Source organism: Paenibacillus sp. CR_12, assembly GCF_041953985.1.
Taxonomy (GTDB): domain Bacteria; phylum Bacillota; class Bacilli; order Paenibacillales; family Paenibacillaceae; genus Paenibacillus_AQ; species Paenibacillus_AQ lautus_A.
This window is the reverse complement of sequence record NZ_JAVFHO010000004.1, coordinates 169,956-186,161: the sequence shown is the minus strand read 5'-3', so window position 1 is coordinate 186,161 and position 16,206 is coordinate 169,956. Positions and strand designations below refer to the sequence as shown.

Here is a 16,206-nt window from a genome sequence, read left to right as displayed (position 1 = left end):
GTGCATGCTGCGGTTATTTTGCGTGATCCACCTTCCCGCTGCCTCCGCCTTGCAGCACCCGCCTGTAGTCGCTGGGCGCCCAGCCCGTATCCTGCTTGAACAGCTTCGAGAAGTAGGAATAGTTGGCGTATCCGACCTTCGCCGCAATCTGATACACGGACAACGGAGTCGATTCCAACAGATGTTTGGCCGCCCGGATGCGGGCCTGAATGATATAAGTGCCTAAAGATACGCCCGTTTCTTTCTTAAAGACGCGGGCCAAATAATCCGGGTTCAGAAAGACGATTTCCGCCAGGGTCGTTCGCGTCAGCTCCTCTCCGTAATGGCACCCGATATAATGCTTGATTTCCTCCACCACGGTATGGGAATGGCCGGCGTAGGCTTGATATTCGGCTGCCGTGCGGACGAGATACGCCATGTATTTTTCCATGTCTTCAATCGAGTTTAACGACTGCAGAAATAACTGATCATTGGTTTTGCCGGTATACAGCTTATGAGCCTGGATCTCTTTGCCCTTCAGGTAGGAGTACACGAGCTGCACCATATCCAAGCGGAATAAACGCAGCACCGAAGCGCTGTGGACGCCGCTCTTGGCCAAATTCTGCAGGTAACGGCGAGTTTCTTCGAGAAAGGCGGCCGGGTTGTTTTCGGCAAGCAGCGCCTCCCAGTCTTGGAGCGGGGGAGGGGTATACGCGGCTTCTTGCAGCGAATGCCGTTCCAGAAACATGATCTGGTTGCGCTTCTTGATCATGTCCTCGTTCATTTGCAGCAGGTCCCGTATGGATTTGTTGATCCCCTCCAAAGCCGCCGAGACCGAGACGTTGCAGCACGCATCGCTCCGAAGGAACCGGTTGGCTTTCTCAATGAAGGACGTGCAGATGGATTCAATGACCGCGGTATCCGGAGGATGATTCCATTTCAGCATGACCATCCATTCGTAATCCCTATACTCCATGACGGTCTCGACCGTAAAGAGCGGATCCTGGAACAATTCGGACAGCACGTTGAGAAACGCGTAATCAAACAGGTCCTTGTCTTCTTTGCCCAAGCTTTGATCATACGGAAAAATCGTGATCAGCAGGGGGAGAAACAAATCCGACATCGCATAGGACAGATTCTGCTCCGCGATATACCCGGCGATGGCCGCCCGGTCCGACGAAGCTTTTTTTTCCTTGATCAGCTTGCTCCAGAAGTGCTCTTGCAGCTTTCTTTGGTTTTTCTTCCACAGCTGCCCGTCCTGTATCGCTTCCTGGTCGCTTTGCTGTTCCTTAGCTTTGTACACGGCCTTGGAGATGATGAGGCTGAGCTTATCGAATTCAATCGGCTTCAGGAAATAGTCGAAGCTTTGCAGCTCAATCGCTTTCTGCGCATAGTTGAAATCGGCGTAATTGGTCAGGAAAATCGTCTGTATGCCGTATTGTTCCTCGCGTATCCAGGCGAGAAGCTCCAGTCCGCTGCCCTGCGGCATTTCGATGTCGCAAATGAGGATCTGAACGGAATGACTCTGCAGAATCTCCCTTGCCTGCGCCACGCTGTATGCGGTATGGACTTGTTCGATCGAGAGTGCCTTCCAATCAATCTTCTTTTCCAGCGCGGCCACGACAAAATAATCGTCATCAACCAGCAATACATTCATCGAATGTCTCCTCTCCTTTCCTGCAATGGCTGGGGCAGCGTTAGTGCGACGCTGGCACCGCCGCCTTCCGGGTTCGAAAATTCCACCTGCGCCCGATGATGGTAGAGCAGCTCCAGCCGCTGAAGGGTGTTCATGATCCCGATGTGTTTCCCTTCGCTTTGATCCAGCGGCTTGCCGTTTGCCAGCTTATCCAATACGTCTTCCGGAAAGCCGGGACCGGTATCGGAGATCCGGATGACCGCATAAGTCTTATCGTCCTCCACCCGCAAACTGACGGTCAGGCGAATTTGGAGCACCTGATCTCTGGATACGGCGTATTTCACCGCGTTTTCAATAAAGGTCTGGAGCACCAGGGGGGGAATCGTGAGGCCGGCAAGCTCTTGTTCATGCCCGATATGATAAGAAAAGGCATCGCGGTAGCGGTGCTTCTGAATCTCCAGATAAATCCGAACGTGCTCGATTTCGTCCTCAAGCCGCACGAGGTTATCGCCGCTCTGAAAGATGTAACGAAAATATTTGGACGTGGATAGCGACATATATTCGATTTCCTTAAACATTTGCATTTGCGCCATGCTGTAGATGTTCGTCAGGCAGTTCAGGAAAAAATGGGGGTTGATCTGCAGCTTCATATAATCGAGCTGGATTCTTTGCTTCTCGAGCTCCTGCTCGTAAATATCGATTTTAAACTTCTTGATCTGTTCGATCAGGTGTTTGAATTGGGAGTTCACCTGCTCGAGCTCGATGATCTCGCTGCTCATGAAATCCAGATTTTCGCTATCCTCGTGGATGCGCCTTACGTTTTCCGAGAAATTCTGAATCGGCTTTAACACCTTCTTCTTGAAATACAGCATGACTACGCTGAGCGTGCAAGTGAGCAGCACGAACAGCAGCATAATAAGCAGCTGGGCGATCATGATGGTCTCGAACACGCCGAACTGGATGACCAGCTGCACGTTGAAGGAGGCATTCGAGAATCCCTCAGTGACCGTAGTCCGCGGCTGTGACAGGCTGAACAAGGAAGCCTTGGCTCCTTCGAGCGGCTTGGCCCCCGCCTCGCCGGCAGCTGGGCTCGTAAGGGCTGCACCTTGGGCATCCACCAGTGAGACGAACCCGTCCTCGCCCAAATCCAGTTCCTGGAGCGGCCGGACCAGGTCGTCTGCGGAGATGAGGCAGATCAAGTACCGGTTGTGATAGGGCACGATGTTAATGACGTAATGCGTGTCCTGCACAAGGATCGGGTTCCAGTTCGAGTAGAACGTTTCGTATACGTTTTTGGAATCCGTGAGGGAGACGATCTGTTCCTTTAGCTCCAGGAACTCCGTATACGAAAGGGACATCGGGGCATAGTTCTGGAAGAAATCCTGTTCCTTTAAATAGAAGAAGAAGTTGTATTCCTGACCATAGTTTTTTTGAAGCTCATTAAACCGTTTATGCACTCTTTCGCTCGACTTAATGTAATCCACGTAATCGGTGCCGGGGGTATCCATGATCTTGACGCTTTCGTCGTTCGCGAGCGTCCAGCCCATATAGTGGTTGATATACGAGAAGTCATGATTGATCTGCCGGATGTACAGATTCGCCGTATCCTGCAAATAGCGGGTGGATTGCTGCTTCACGATGAAGATGGAGGCGAAGCTGATCACCAGATCCACCACCAGGGCAAAGATCGAGATGAAGAGCATGATTTTCACATAGTGACGGATGGGATAAGGCTTGTTATTCAGTGCTTTAACCATAGGGATGCCGTGATTCCTTTCAGTTCGCCTATATTATGAAAGCGTTTTTATATCGGTAAGGATATTATAAATGGAAACGTCGAAAAAAACAGGAGCGAACGCTCGGGCATTATCCATAAAGTCCGGATAACACATCGTAAAGTCCGAATACCGGCATGTTTGAGCGGAGGACGCGGGGACGGCGGTGAAATGGACAAGGCAAAGGTCCGGATAGCGCATCATGAGGTCCAAATCATGCCGCCGGATCGCAGTATACTGAAATTGCTTACGTGACATACCGGATTCACGACGACGCGAACAGAAAGGGGAATCGATTTGAAAGCAGGCCAACTGAATAGAACCACACACCCAACCCTCGGGCGGATCGGAAAGAATTGGGGCCTGTATTTGCTGCTGCTGCCTGCGGTAGTGCTGGTTTTGTTGTTTTCTTACGTGCCGATGTACGGCATTTTGATCGCATTCAAGGACTACAGTCCCGCTCTCGGAATTATGGACAGCCCCTGGGCCGGCCTGAAGTATTTCGAGAAGTTTTTTAACTCTTATCAATTCTCGACCACCATAACGAATACGCTGGTCATCAGCTTATACAGCGTTGCGACGTTCCCGATTCCGATCATGCTGGCCTTGATGGTCAATCAAATGCGCCAGAATTGGTTCAAGCGCTTCTTCCAGACCGTAACCTACATGCCGCATTTTATATCGACGGTCGTGATGGTGGGACTCATGCTGATTCTGTTCTCGCCGGGCTCGGGATTGATCGGGAATATCTTCCGGCTCTTCGGTGCGGAAGCGCCGAATCTGATGGGATCGGCCGGCCTGTTCAGCAGCGTGTACGTATGGTCGGACGTGTGGCAGCATACGGGCTGGGACAGCATTATCTATATCGCGGCGTTGTCTGCGGTGAGCCCCAGCTTGTACGAGGCGGCCACCATGGACGGGGCAAGCAGATGGCAAAAAATCCGTTTCATCGACATCCCGATGCTGATGCCAACGGTCGTAACGCTGCTCATTTTGCGGATCGGGAGCTTGCTTGGCGTCGGCTTCGAGAAGGTTTATCTCATGCAAAACAGTCTCAATATTACCTCCAGCGAGGTCATCTCCACGTATGTGTACAAAATCGGGATGCTGAGCAGCCAATACAGCTTCTCGTCGGCCATCAATTTGTTTAATACGGTCATCAATTTTGTTCTGCTGATTCTGGTCAACCAGATTTCGAAAAAATACAGCGAAAACAGTTTGTGGTAACGCAAGAGAGGAAGGGTTCTATGGGCGTAGTGGAAGTAAGAGAGAAGACGGGGCCGCGGCAGAGGCATACCCGATCTTCCGACAGGGTGCTGGAAATCGGCCTGTATGTATTCGCCGTCTTGATGCTGATCGTGCTGATTTACCCGCTGTACTTCATCATCATCGCTTCGTTCAGCGAGCCGGCGGCGGTCGCGAATGGACAGGTATGGCTGTGGCCTAAGGATTTTACGCTGGCAGGCTATCAAGAATTGCTGAAGCACTCTAATATATGGATTGGGTACCGAAATACGATTGTGTATACGATCGTGGGTACAGCCATCGGCCTGGTGGTTAACATATCCGCAGCTTACGCGCTGTCCCGTAAAGACCTCGTGGGCCGCAAGTATATATCGCTGCTCTTTATTTTTACGATGTTCTTTAACGGCGGCTTGATTCCGACCTTCATGACGATCCGCGATTTCCAGCTGTACGATACGTTTCTTGTCATGGTGCTGCCGTTCTCGGTTGCCGCCTTCAACATCATCGTGGCGCGGACCTTTTTCCAGAGCAGCATCCCGGAGGATTTATGGGAGGCGGCACAGCTGGATGGCTGCGGAAATCTCAGATATTTCGTGACCATCGTGATTCCGCTTTCGAAAGCGGTCATCTCGGTCATCGCCTTATGGACGGCCGTGGGTCATTGGAATTCTTATTTCAACGCCCTGATCTATTTAAAAGATTCGAATCTGTACCCGCTGCAGCTCATACTGCGCAATATTCTGGTCACCAACCAGATGCAGTCCGCCATGGGTACCGGGGAAGCCGCGGCCATTGCGCTGCGTCTGGCCAATATTATGCGTTATGCGGTCATTATCGTCGCCACGGTGCCGATCATGTGCATCTACCCGTTTGTGCAAAAGTATTTCAATCAGGGGGTGATGATCGGAGCCGTCAAGTCGTAACACCGCGATGGATTGATGAAAAATAAGTATTGGGGGAATGGTGGAATGGGAACAAACAATGCAAAGAGGAGACATCGCCTCAAGCTGGCTGCCGTCATCATATTGACCGCAATCCTGCTGTTGAACCTGGCGGGCTGCAGCGGCGGCAAGAAGGAGGACGCCAAGCCGGATGCCGAAGCCGCTTTTAACAAAGAAGGCCTGCCGATCGTGAATGAACCGATTACGCTGGACGTGCTGACCGTTCGCTGGGGCAACATGGGGGATACGTTCCTCCAGAACCAGTGGCTCAAGGATTTGGAGAAGGAGACCAACGTCAAAATCAATTGGCAGATCATGTCCTCCAATGATTGGGGCGAGCAAAAATCGATCATGCTGGCGAGCGGTACGCTGCCGGATATCATTTTCGGGGATATCGTATTCAGCGATTCCGATATCGTCAACAACCTGTCGTATTTCCGTCCGCTCGACGACTACATCGATCAATACATGCCGAACCTGAAGGCGGCGCTGGAAGAAACGCCCGAGATGAAAAAGATGAGCACCTTCCCGGACGGGAAAATCTATTCCTTGCCGGCGCGGCTGCCGTCAAGGCCGAAAGCATCGATCCAGCCGATCATCAACAAAGCCTGGCTGGATCAGCTCGGGCTGGACGTTCCGGACAACACGGACGAATTGTATAACGTATTCAAAGCGTTCAAAGAAGGGGATCCGAACGGCAACGGCAAGGCCGACGAAATTCCGGTCAGCGGATCGGGGAACATCAGCATCGACTTGCTGAATCCGTTCGGCATCACCGACATCAACGGAAACAGCATGATGGTCATCGATAACGAGCCCGTGTTCTATCCGGTGACGGAGAACTACAAAGAAGCGATCAAGTGGGCCCATAAGCTGTACGCCGAAGGCCTCATAGACCAAGAGATCTTCACGCAGGACAGCACCATGTCCACGGCAAAACATCAGAACCCGGATGCGGCGCTGATCGGTTTCTCCAACCAATGGGTACCGGACGCGGTATTCGGAAAATGGAAGGATCAATACATCGCGATTCCATCCATTGCCGGTCCTGACGGAAAACGGTACCAGGGCGGCGAGCCTGAGGGCATGAGCCTGCGCAGAAACGAGTTTCTCATCACCACGTCGAACAAGCATCCGGAAATTTCGGCCCGCTGGGCGGATCAGTTCTACACCAATGAAGCAAGCATCCAGAATTTCTGGGGAGCCATCGGCACGGTGATTCAGAAGAACGACGACGGAACGTTTACGCTCATGAGTCCGCCGGAGGGAACGAGTGCGGATGCCTGGTACTGGGAGCAATCCGTAAGGGATTTCGGTCCCAAGTACGTAAGCCCGAGCTTCGAGAAAAACATCATACTGGATGAGACCACGGGCGACGGGTTGAAGCTGGTCATCGACAAGCTGGGCAGCGATTACGTGACGACGCCGTTCCCGAACGTCATGTACAGCGCCGAAGAATTCCAGGAGCTGCCTACGTTGACTACGGATATCGATGGCTTTGTCGGCACGACCCGCGCAAAATGGATATCCGAAGGCAACATCGATGCGGAATGGGACGCGTACGTCAAGAAGCTGAACGATATGGGACTGGAGCGGCTGGTACAGATCCGCAAGGAAGCTTATCAGCGGTATATCAGCGTCAAATAAGGATTGACGGCAATCGTCATGAGCTGCCCCGCAGATCGAAATGCTGCGGGGCAGCGTGATTTCGAACGGTGACGAAAGGCTTTATTCATACGATCAGCTTCAACGGAGAAACAATCCGAATTCGTAGTGATGAATGTACAACTATAAACCAACAGGAGGCAGCAATCATGGGAAACATCAAAGTCACGGTATGGAATGAATACCGGCATGAGAGACATAATGAACAGGTAGCCGGCATATATCCGAATGGGATTCATCGTGCGATAGCGGATCATCTCGAACAGGTGGAAGGTTTGGAAGCAGCCACCGCCGTACTGGATGAGCCGGATCACGGATTGACCGATGAGCGGTTGGCGAACACGGATGTACTGCTGTGGTGGGGCCATCTGGCACATGACGAGGTCCGCGACGACATCGTCGAGAAGGTTCGGCAGCGGGTGCTGGACGGCATGGGATTGATCGTGCTGCATTCCGGTCACGGCTCCAAAATCTTCTCCAGGCTCCTTGGCACGAATACCGGGATGCTGAAATGGCGCGACGACGGCGAGATCGAGCGTTTATGGGTCGTTGAACCGAGCCATCCGATTGCGCAGGGGCTGGGTGAATATATCGAGATTCCGCGGGAAGAAATGTATGGAGAGCGGTTCGAAATTCCGGCGCCGGATGAGCTTGTGTTCGTCTCCTGGTTTGAAGGCGGGGAAGTGTTCCGAAGCGGGTGTTGTTACAGGCGCGGCAGAGGGAAGCTGTTTTATTTCCGTCCGGGCCACGAAATGTTTCCGGTCTACCACCAGCCCGAAATTCTGCAGGTGATTACCAATGGCGTGTTCTGGGCCGCTCCAGTTGAAGGAGCTAAAACGGCTTACGGGCGGGTGGCGCCCATCGCTCCTGTCGCACAATCCTAATGAGAGACCAAATATGAGGAGTGTTCTAACGATGAATAAATTTCGAATCGGCTTAATCGGTTTGGGCGGGATGGCGCAGGAGCACATCCGCTGGATGAATGCAGAGAATGTCTATCAGTTTGTGGCCGTGAGCGACGTCAACGGGGAAGCGGTGGCCAGAGTGGGCGATCAGCTGGGGATCGAAGAAGGGAAACGCTATGCGGATTTCAAGGATTTAATTGATGATCCTGACGTCGATGCCGTCATTTCGGTCACGCCCAACAACGTGCACGCTGATATCATCAGCGCATGCTTGCAAGCCGGCAAGCCTTTTCTGGCGGAAAAACCATTCACGCGAGTCTTCGAAGAAGCCATCTCCTTGCTGGAGCTGTATGAGAAACAGCCCGTTCCCGCCATGATCGGATTTACGTACCGATATACGCCCGCATTTCGTTATGCCAGGGAACTTATCCGTACGGGCAAGCTGGGGACGATCCGTCATTTCTCCATTCAGTATTTGCAGGGGTTTGGCGTGCCGAACCAGCAGGTTCCCTACATGTGGAGATACAACAAAGCCATCACGGGGACGGGAACGCTGGGAGATCTCGGTTCGCATATGATTGATATGGCCCGTTTTCTGTTTGGAGAGTTCGAAGAAATCACGGCCCAGCTACATACCATCATCCCGGAACGCCGGGACCCGGTGACGGGAGCCATGGCCAAGATCGAGGTCGATGATTTTGCCAGCTTCCAGGCCCGGATGACCGATGATATTATGGGCGTATTCCAGACGTCACGCAATGCATTCGGTTCAGGCAATCAGCATGAAGTGTCCATTTATGGCGACCACGGAACGGTCCACGCGAGCACATTGGATCCGGAGCGGGTGGTGTGGATTCGCGAAGAAGAGCCCGGGCAGCTCGCCAGAACGGCAATGGAAGTGCCGCAGCATTGCAAAGTCAAGCAGTATGCCGATTTTGCCGCGATATTGCGGGGAGCGCCTGCCGACGGAGTGCCCGGGTTCATGGACGGATACCGGAATCAAGAGGTGCTGGATGCAGTCGTCAGGTCAAGCGAGACCAAAACGGTGGTTGAGCTGGGCAAATCCATCGGCCAACGGATTCAGAGTTTGTCATAACGTCTTGCCCATCCAAATATAGAGCGCCATCAAACTGAACAGAAACAGGCAGAAGTTAACGCCCACAAACAATCCGCGTTTAACGGGCGAGCGATGGAACTGAAAAGGGGTACGCAGTTCCCCCGTGCCTTCGATCAGGAACAGGATCAGCACCGTGTGAATGATCATATGGCCGATCACTTCCTTGTAACCGAATACAAGGCTTGTCATAATAAAAATGCCGGATACCAGCAGTGCCGTGAACCGGTTCATGATGCCTACGATGAATGCCCATGCCAGTCCGATTTCAACAAAAGCGCTAATCATGACAAAATGCTCAATGGTAAAACCGAAGGTAGGAAGTCCATAGCTGCCCATAACCGTGCAAGCGAGCTCGGGAATGGTCAGCTTTTCCATGGCAAGCCAAGCGAGGGACATGCCTGTGCATATATACAAGACCGGGGCTGCCGATCTTTTGATGGGAGTGCCGCACACAAACAGATAATAAACAATGCCGAGATAGAGCAAATAATCGATGGAATGAAAAAGACCGTAGGATAAGGACGCCTGAATATAGAGCAGGAATAGGATGGCGCCGCTCACCGGCAAGGTGCGTTTATAGAGAAGGCACGCTGCGGCTGCGGATAGGCCGAGGATGATCCACATGGAATTGGTTCGGAATTCGGGGGCGAGGTAAGAGCCGCTCAGTAGCTGCAGCACCAGCCCGATGGCCAGCCCAATACGCAGAATCACCTCGGTGTGGGGCCTAAGCCTGTGCAGCCATCCGTGGATTCGCACGACGGGCCGCATCTTTCCCAAGGGATCGTGCAATGCGCATGTGAGCAACAAGATCAGCAATGTAAACGCTAACCAAAACAGGAACGTCAGCGTAACGATACGGGGAAAGGGCAGAGGGACCCATTCAAAATTGTCCGTGAACCATTTGACATGAATATAGATGTTGCTAATCTTGGAGAAATGCATTACCATTCAATAAGTTCCTCCCTTAACCAACTCTAGTCACCTATCCAAGATAATACATATTTAACTAAAAAAGTATATTGTTGTATGAATATATCCCTGATAATGATAATATTATCCCTTAGCGAGCATACCTGGGCAGCGTTAGACATTACAGTCGTAGCAAAAAAGCCGATCCGGAAGGATCGGCTTTTTTGCTATGGTCCTGTGTTAATTTTTTTTACTGCAGAATGCGACTTAAAGACTGGCCCAACCCGGCTAAGGAAGCTGTGTTTCGGCAACATAACGTTCAATGGTTTCATAAGGCAGATGATCGGTAATCAGACGACCGTAATGCGCGATTCGTACGATACCGCGCTCGTCGATCACAAATTCCGCCGGAATGCGGTTGAAATTCGAACCTTCCTCCGGCGTCAGCTTGAAGCCAGCCGCTTCAGCTTCGTCCGTGTACTCATGGACATTCGGCTGAGCTAAGGTCGCTCGTGTTTTATCTGCCGAGGTTTCGACTCCGTACAGGGCGTAGAGCTCCGCATTCGGATCGGCAATAAGAGGAAAAGGAGCATCCTGCTGACCAACATATCGGTGAAGAGCGGCTTCAGACGATTCGAAGAAGCAAATGACATCGAGATGATACGGATCCTGCCACTGAGGATAACGTTGAATAAACTGATGCACCCGCAGATTGCATAAGGCACAGGCGGCGTTGCGGAAAAAAGCGAGGAGCACTTTGCGTCCTCGGTAGGCTTCGAGTGAAACGATATTTCCATTCTGGTCTACACTTTGAAACAATGGGGCATATTCTCCGGATTGAAGCCAGTTGCTCATATGGATTTCCTCCTGAATTAACGGTATTTTATAGGCGGGATGCCTATAACCAATGTACCAGGCGGAATTCCATGACTCTGTGACCAAGTCACATAGTGGGTTCTGTTAAACAACCGCGGTTCAGAATTTTCACCCAGCCTCGTCCCGTTTCCAGCCAACCGTTATTTTGGAAACGTCCCAGTGTACGGGAGACCACTTCTCTTACGGAACCGATTTCATCGGCAAGCTCTTGATGGGTGGTGTGCACCAGCGGATTATCATCCGACGTGACGGCAAGCAGAGCCTTGGCCAGGCGCTGCTCAAGCGGCAAAGACTGCCTCTCCTGCAGGATGTCCGCCATTCGCAGCGTTCCTTCAAGCAGCCCGCCAAAAACAGCGCTTCGGATGGGTTCATAAACCTGCAGCCAGCGCAAAAAGCTGCTTTTCAGCACGTATAGCACCTCTACCTCTGACTCGGCAATGAGGGTGCCGGGATAGTCCCGCCCGCCGAGTCCACTGAGGACGAGGAGCGAACAAACTTCACCGGGGGATAGTTTGTTTAACACCGCCTCGTTGCCATTCTCGTTGATGATCGTGATACGGGCGGTTCCGCTGATCAGGAACATGCCGTACATCGCGGCATCCTCCCGATGAAAGATCCTTGATTTGGCTTTAAAATGTTTTGTAAAAGCCTTAGCTTCCATCCATTCTTCTGGCGGTACGGCTTTCAAATAAGGAAAGATGTCGGTTATCTGCTTATCATTCAGTTCAGGCTTCATGGTTGGTTTCCACCTTTCGGTCATCATGCACGCGCATGCGATACAACTATGTTATATAGTTAACATTTCAAGCTGATAAAGTTCAAGGGGATATATCTGATTTCATGAAGAAGAACTCCTTCATCAACGGTTTGCTATAATGATGTGAGTAAACGGTTCTAGTAAGGGAAAAGGGTGAAGAAGATGGATGAAACGGAATACATAAGGGAAACACCCGCGAAGATCGGGAAAGGACAAGGAGCGGTGATCATGCTGCAGGGCACGGCTTCGGATGTAGGCAAGAGCATCGTAACCACCGCGCTGTGCCGTATTTTTCTGCAGGATGGTTATCGCACGGCTCCGTACAAGTCGCAAAATATGGCGCTTAACTCCTACGTGACGCTCGATGGCAAGGAGATCGGCAGAGCGCAAGGCGTGCAGGCCGAAGCTTGCGGCATAGCCGCAACAACGGACATGAATCCGATCCTGATCAAGCCGATTAAAGATATGCATTCCCAAATCGTGGTCCACGGAGTGCCCGAAATGCAGATGAGCGCGATGGATTACCGGACGCAGTTTCTGCCGAAGGCCAAAGGGATCGTTTTGGATGCGCTGGACCGGCTCCGGGAGAAGTACGATATCGTGGTCATGGAAGGCGCGGGAAGTCCGGCGGAGATCAATCTCAAGGATCGGGATATCGTGAACATGAATTTGGCAGGATGGGCGGATTCGCCGGTCATTCTGGTTGCGGATATCGACCGCGGGGGCGTGTTCGCCTCGATTGTAGGAACGCTCGAACTCCTGGAGCCCCATGAGGCGGCCAGGGTCAGAGGGTTCATCATCAACAAATTCCGCGGGGATTTGGCGCTGTTGAAGCCGGGACTGGACTGGCTTGAAGAACGGACAGGCATACCGGTGCTTGGCGTCCTTCCTTACATTCAGGACATGCGAATCGAGGCCGAGGATTCCGTAGTGCTGGATGAGCTTCAATATCAAAGACAGGAAAAACGCGACCTTGATATTGTCGTTATCCGGTATCCGCGCATTTCGAATTTTACGGATTTCGATGCGCTTCGCTGGGAGCAGGATGTCGTCGTTCGCTTCGTCCAATCGGTGGATGAGCTCGGCACACCGGACGTCATCATTTTGCCTGGTACGAAGGATACGATCGGCGATTTGGGGTTCATCCGGGATCGGGGCCTGGCGGAGGCGATTTTAAGGTTGACGCAGACGCGGGATGTGCAGCTGGTTGGCATCTGCGGAGGATATCAAATGCTGGGCGAGCGGTTGTCGGATCCGCATGCGGTGGAAGGCAGCGCCCGGGAAGCGGCGGGACTTGGACTGCTGCCGATGCGGACAGCTTTTTCAAAACAAAAAAAGACCGTTCGCGTAAGAGGGGAATTATCACAGGACCATCCTTTGCAGTTCGTTTTATCGGATACGAAGGCTCATTCCGCAATAGGGGCCTACGAAATCCATATGGGCGTCACCGAAAGGAGCACGGAGCCTGGCGGATCAGAACACCGAACGTTGTTTTCGATTGAAGCAGATTCCTCGGATTCTTTGGAAGCCGGAGAAGATATTCAAGCACATCCTGAAGGTTTAGCCACCGCCGATGGACGCATCTGGGGGTGTTATCTGCACGGCTTGTTTGACAACGATGCCTTTCGCAGGTCCTGGCTGAACGGCATTCGGGTAAATAAGGGACTGGATGCCATTTGTGAAACGTTCCAAGCGGAAGAACGCAAACTCGCAGAATACGACCGTGTGGCGGACATCGTGCGGAATCATGTGGATATGGAGAAGATTTATGAAATCATCGGCTGTACGCACCGAAAGCCATAGGGAATAGATCCTTTAGTTTGGGCGATAGTGAAGAATAGGAGGATAACACCATGCGGCGGCATGGTGTTATTTGCGTGGAGAGCGCAAATGGATCAGGTGCTATTTTAGAAAAAAGTTGATTAATTATAGGATAGGGGGGTATACTAATTACAGAAGCGGATGATAAGTCATCTTACAGCATATCCAATGAATGGAGTGATAGCGCATGTTGAATAAGAAGGGTACTGTGCTAACCTTAACGAGCATACTTGCAATTGGATTAATGACATCATGCGATAATGCGAAGCAGGCCCCGGATACAGGCGGTCACGGCCACGGCGGGAACCATAATCAGGAAGCCGTAAATCCGGAAGAGAACGGGCACAGTGGCCACGGAGGCGGGCATGAGACGGCCTCGAACAACTACCAGGCTGAATTTACATGGAATGAACCGGCAAACGCAGGCACCGAAACAGAGTTAACGATTCAGATTACGGACAACAACGGTGGACCCGTCCAGGAATTTGATGTCAATCATGAGAAGCTGCTGCATCTGATCATCGTGAATCGCGATTTGTCATTTTTCAACCATATCCATCCCGATTACAAGGAGAACGGCGAGTTTACCGTGAACACCACGTTTCCCGCCGGCGGCGAATATAAATTGATTGCGGATTTCGTGCCGAAGGGCGCTGGAGGGAGCACGCTCAGCGAATGGGTTCAGGTGGAGGGAGAAGAAGGAGAACCTTCGGCCATTGAGCCTGACTCCAGCCTGATCAAACAAGTCAACGGCAAGGAAATCGAACTGAGCCTGAACAATGCCTTATCGAATGAAGAGGTCGTGCTCACCTATCATATTCAGGATGCGCAGACGAAGCAGGGAATCAGCAATCTGGAGCCTTACCTAGGCGCGGTCGGTCATGTTGTCATTCTGTCCGCAGACGCCGAGAAGTACATCCATGTGCATCCTCTTGACGAATCGAGCACCGGTCCCAAAGCGGAGTTTGCGACTACCTTTCCGCATAGCGGCATCTACAAAATCTGGGGACAATTTCAGCATCAAGGTGAAGTGATGACCGTGCCTTTTGTTGTTGAAATCAAATAATTTTTGTTTAAGGAGTGATCGACATGACAGAGCCATTGAAAATCTACACCATACCCACTTGCAGCGATTGCCATCATGCCAAGCGTTACTTCAAGGAGCAGCAGGTTCCGTACACGGAATATGATTGCACGCAGAATCCGGAATATCCGGAAGAAGTGAGACGTCTGACGGGAAAACAGATCGTGCCTACGATCGTTATCGGCGACAACGTATTTATCGGATTTGCCGATAACTTTCAGGAAATCAGGGAATTGATTAAATAAGCTAGGTTCATGGATATAAAAAAAATGAAGCATGGATCGGTCCTCGGCGGATGATCCATGCTTCTTTTGTATGGAGTATAAAGAATCGCTGCACATGAGTTACCAAAGTTCGACGCAGGTCAGGTCGTACGTCGTCGCCAGTTCCTGCCGATGCCGATAATAGCTCTCTTCTTCCTGTTAAGACGATGGACGCTTACGGATCAGCTCAATCACGCTGGCGAAGTCGTCCCCGCCATAACCTTCCTCCACCCGTCGTTTCATCAGTTCGAAGATCGGCGCGAATGTTTCGGCGCTGACGCCTTGTACCCTGCTGACCTCCCCGATGGTGTCATGAGCGGCTTGCATCGCCAGACTCGCATCCTTGGCGGAATAATCTCCGGTATCGATCTGCTTCGCCATTTCCGGCATGGTGGAGATCATGGCTTGCAGAAACGGAATCAGCAGCGTTGTCGTGAAATCCGCTGCCTTCGTGCCTTCGGAACCCGCAAGCGCCACGGCGTGGATGAAGCCGCCGAACATGCCGTACATGCCGCTTAGCAGTGCCAGGTCATTCAGTGGAGCGAGAGCAGGGTCGGAGCCTAAATAGTGACTAGTCCCTAAGCGTTCTAAGACCTGTTTATATGTTTCGTAAGCAGTTTGAGAACCGCTGTAGAGTATGACGGCATGAGGCGTGGCGATCAGGGAAGGCACGGCCATGATGCCGCCATCCAGATATTCGGCGCCGTGGGTCCTCATCCAGGTCCCCATCGTGCGGGCTTCTTCGGGAGTGCCGGTTGTCAGATTTACGACAACCTTGCCGGAAAGCTTCTCCCTCATGGGTTCAAGAATATGGCGGGCGGCATCATAATCAAGTACGCATACAATCAAGAGGGGACTGGCGGCGATGGCATCCGCGATGTCCGTTGTGCCGGAGGCACCCAAGCCTACAAGTTCAGCGGCTTTTTCAGGCGTGCGGTTCCAGACGGTGGTGACATATCCGTTGTTCACGAAGGTGCGGGCCAGTTTGGAGCCCATGGCGCCTAATCCGATCACGGTTACCGGACCAAGGATAGAGCCGTCCGCCTGCGCATCGTAAGGATGATTACCATTAGAAAATTTCTTTGGATTTGTATTCATCGGTATAACCCCTTTCTGGGTTTGAGATGATACCTATCCTAAAGTATGACACTAGTGATAATGTCAAGAGAGACGATGGTCATGAAAATGGATGCTACACCTTATAAAACGTAAATAATCAGGCATTGCGCGTCT

General features: G+C 51.8%; 14 protein-coding genes. 8 read left to right on the top strand and 6 right to left on the bottom strand.

From position 1 onward, the window contains the following. Nucleotides 1-13: 13 nt before the first annotated feature. The gene (locus RB297_RS16510) at nt 14-1,636 is read right to left on the bottom strand and encodes a response regulator (RefSeq protein ID WP_096773179.1); all 1,623 of its coding nucleotides are present in this window, start codon (nt 1,634-1,636) and stop codon (nt 14-16) included. Further along, nucleotides 1,633-3,372, bottom strand: coding sequence for a sensor histidine kinase (locus RB297_RS16505; protein ID WP_375120970.1), 1,740 nt, complete (start codon nt 3,370-3,372; stop codon nt 1,633-1,635). Before RB297_RS16505 ends, RB297_RS16510 begins: the two co-directional genes overlap by 4 nt. A 315-nt stretch (nt 3,373-3,687) precedes the next feature. Between RB297_RS16505 and RB297_RS16500 the strand changes: the two genes are divergently transcribed. The 5 genes from RB297_RS16500 (at nt 3,688) to RB297_RS16480 (ending at nt 9,242) form a co-directional block, all read left to right on the top strand. Continuing rightward, nucleotides 3,688-4,617 (top strand): ABC transporter permease, encoded by a 930-nt coding sequence (locus tag RB297_RS16500; protein ID WP_096773181.1) that lies wholly within the window; start codon nt 3,688-3,690, stop codon nt 4,615-4,617. Nucleotides 4,618-4,637: 20 nt separating this feature from the next. Continuing rightward, the gene (locus tag RB297_RS16495; protein ID WP_213577570.1) at nt 4,638-5,558 is read left to right on the top strand and encodes a carbohydrate ABC transporter permease; all 921 of its coding nucleotides are present in this window, start codon (nt 4,638-4,640) and stop codon (nt 5,556-5,558) included. A gap of 45 nt (nt 5,559-5,603) precedes the next feature. After that, nucleotides 5,604-7,223: an extracellular solute-binding protein gene (locus RB297_RS16490; protein ID WP_375120969.1), complete on the top strand. Its 1,620-nt coding sequence runs from the start codon at nt 5,604-5,606 to the stop codon at nt 7,221-7,223. A gap of 167 nt (nt 7,224-7,390) precedes the next feature. Further along, nucleotides 7,391-8,125, top strand: coding sequence for a ThuA domain-containing protein (locus tag RB297_RS16485; RefSeq protein ID WP_096773184.1), 735 nt, complete (start codon nt 7,391-7,393; stop codon nt 8,123-8,125). 31 nt (nt 8,126-8,156) lie between these two features. Continuing rightward, on the top strand, nt 8,157-9,242 hold the full coding sequence (locus RB297_RS16480; protein ID WP_375120968.1) for a Gfo/Idh/MocA family protein: 1,086 nt from the start codon (nt 8,157-8,159) through the stop codon (nt 9,240-9,242). Here RB297_RS16480 and RB297_RS16475 read toward each other — a convergent pair. The 3 genes from RB297_RS16475 to RB297_RS16465 all read right to left on the bottom strand — a co-directional run bounded on the left by RB297_RS16475 (nt 9,237) and on the right by RB297_RS16465 (nt 11,784). Continuing rightward, nucleotides 9,237-10,211, bottom strand: coding sequence for a hypothetical protein (locus RB297_RS16475; RefSeq protein WP_096773186.1), 975 nt, complete (start codon nt 10,209-10,211; stop codon nt 9,237-9,239). The genes RB297_RS16480 and RB297_RS16475 overlap by 6 nt on opposite strands. Before the next feature lie 249 nt (nt 10,212-10,460). After that, entirely contained in the window at nt 10,461-11,027 is a 567-nt protein-coding gene (locus tag RB297_RS16470; RefSeq protein ID WP_096773187.1) for a redoxin domain-containing protein, read from the bottom strand. Between the two features lie 88 nt (nt 11,028-11,115). Next, entirely contained in the window at nt 11,116-11,784 is a 669-nt protein-coding gene (locus RB297_RS16465; RefSeq protein ID WP_176502369.1) for a Crp/Fnr family transcriptional regulator, read from the bottom strand. A gap of 183 nt (nt 11,785-11,967) precedes the next feature. Between RB297_RS16465 and RB297_RS16460 the strand changes: the two genes are divergently transcribed. The 3 genes from RB297_RS16460 (at nt 11,968) to RB297_RS16450 (ending at nt 14,955) form a co-directional block, all read left to right on the top strand. Beyond that, nucleotides 11,968-13,608, top strand: coding sequence for a cobyric acid synthase (locus tag RB297_RS16460; RefSeq protein ID WP_375120967.1), 1,641 nt, complete (start codon nt 11,968-11,970; stop codon nt 13,606-13,608). Between the two features lie 205 nt (nt 13,609-13,813). Continuing rightward, nucleotides 13,814-14,692 carry a hypothetical protein gene (locus RB297_RS16455; RefSeq protein WP_096773189.1) on the top strand — a complete coding sequence of 293 codons (879 nt, stop codon included), beginning with the start codon at nt 13,814-13,816 and terminating at the stop codon, nt 14,690-14,692. A gap of 23 nt (nt 14,693-14,715) precedes the next feature. Next, a complete protein-coding gene (locus tag RB297_RS16450) occupies nt 14,716-14,955 on the top strand; it encodes a glutaredoxin family protein (RefSeq protein ID WP_036665795.1) in 240 nt (79 codons plus the stop codon). A 177-nt stretch (nt 14,956-15,132) separates the two neighbouring features. Here RB297_RS16450 and RB297_RS16445 read toward each other — a convergent pair whose 3' ends face one another. Then, nucleotides 15,133-16,071: an NAD(P)-dependent oxidoreductase gene (locus RB297_RS16445; protein WP_375120966.1), complete on the bottom strand. Its 939-nt coding sequence runs from the start codon at nt 16,069-16,071 to the stop codon at nt 15,133-15,135. Nucleotides 16,072-16,206 lie beyond the last annotated feature (135 nt).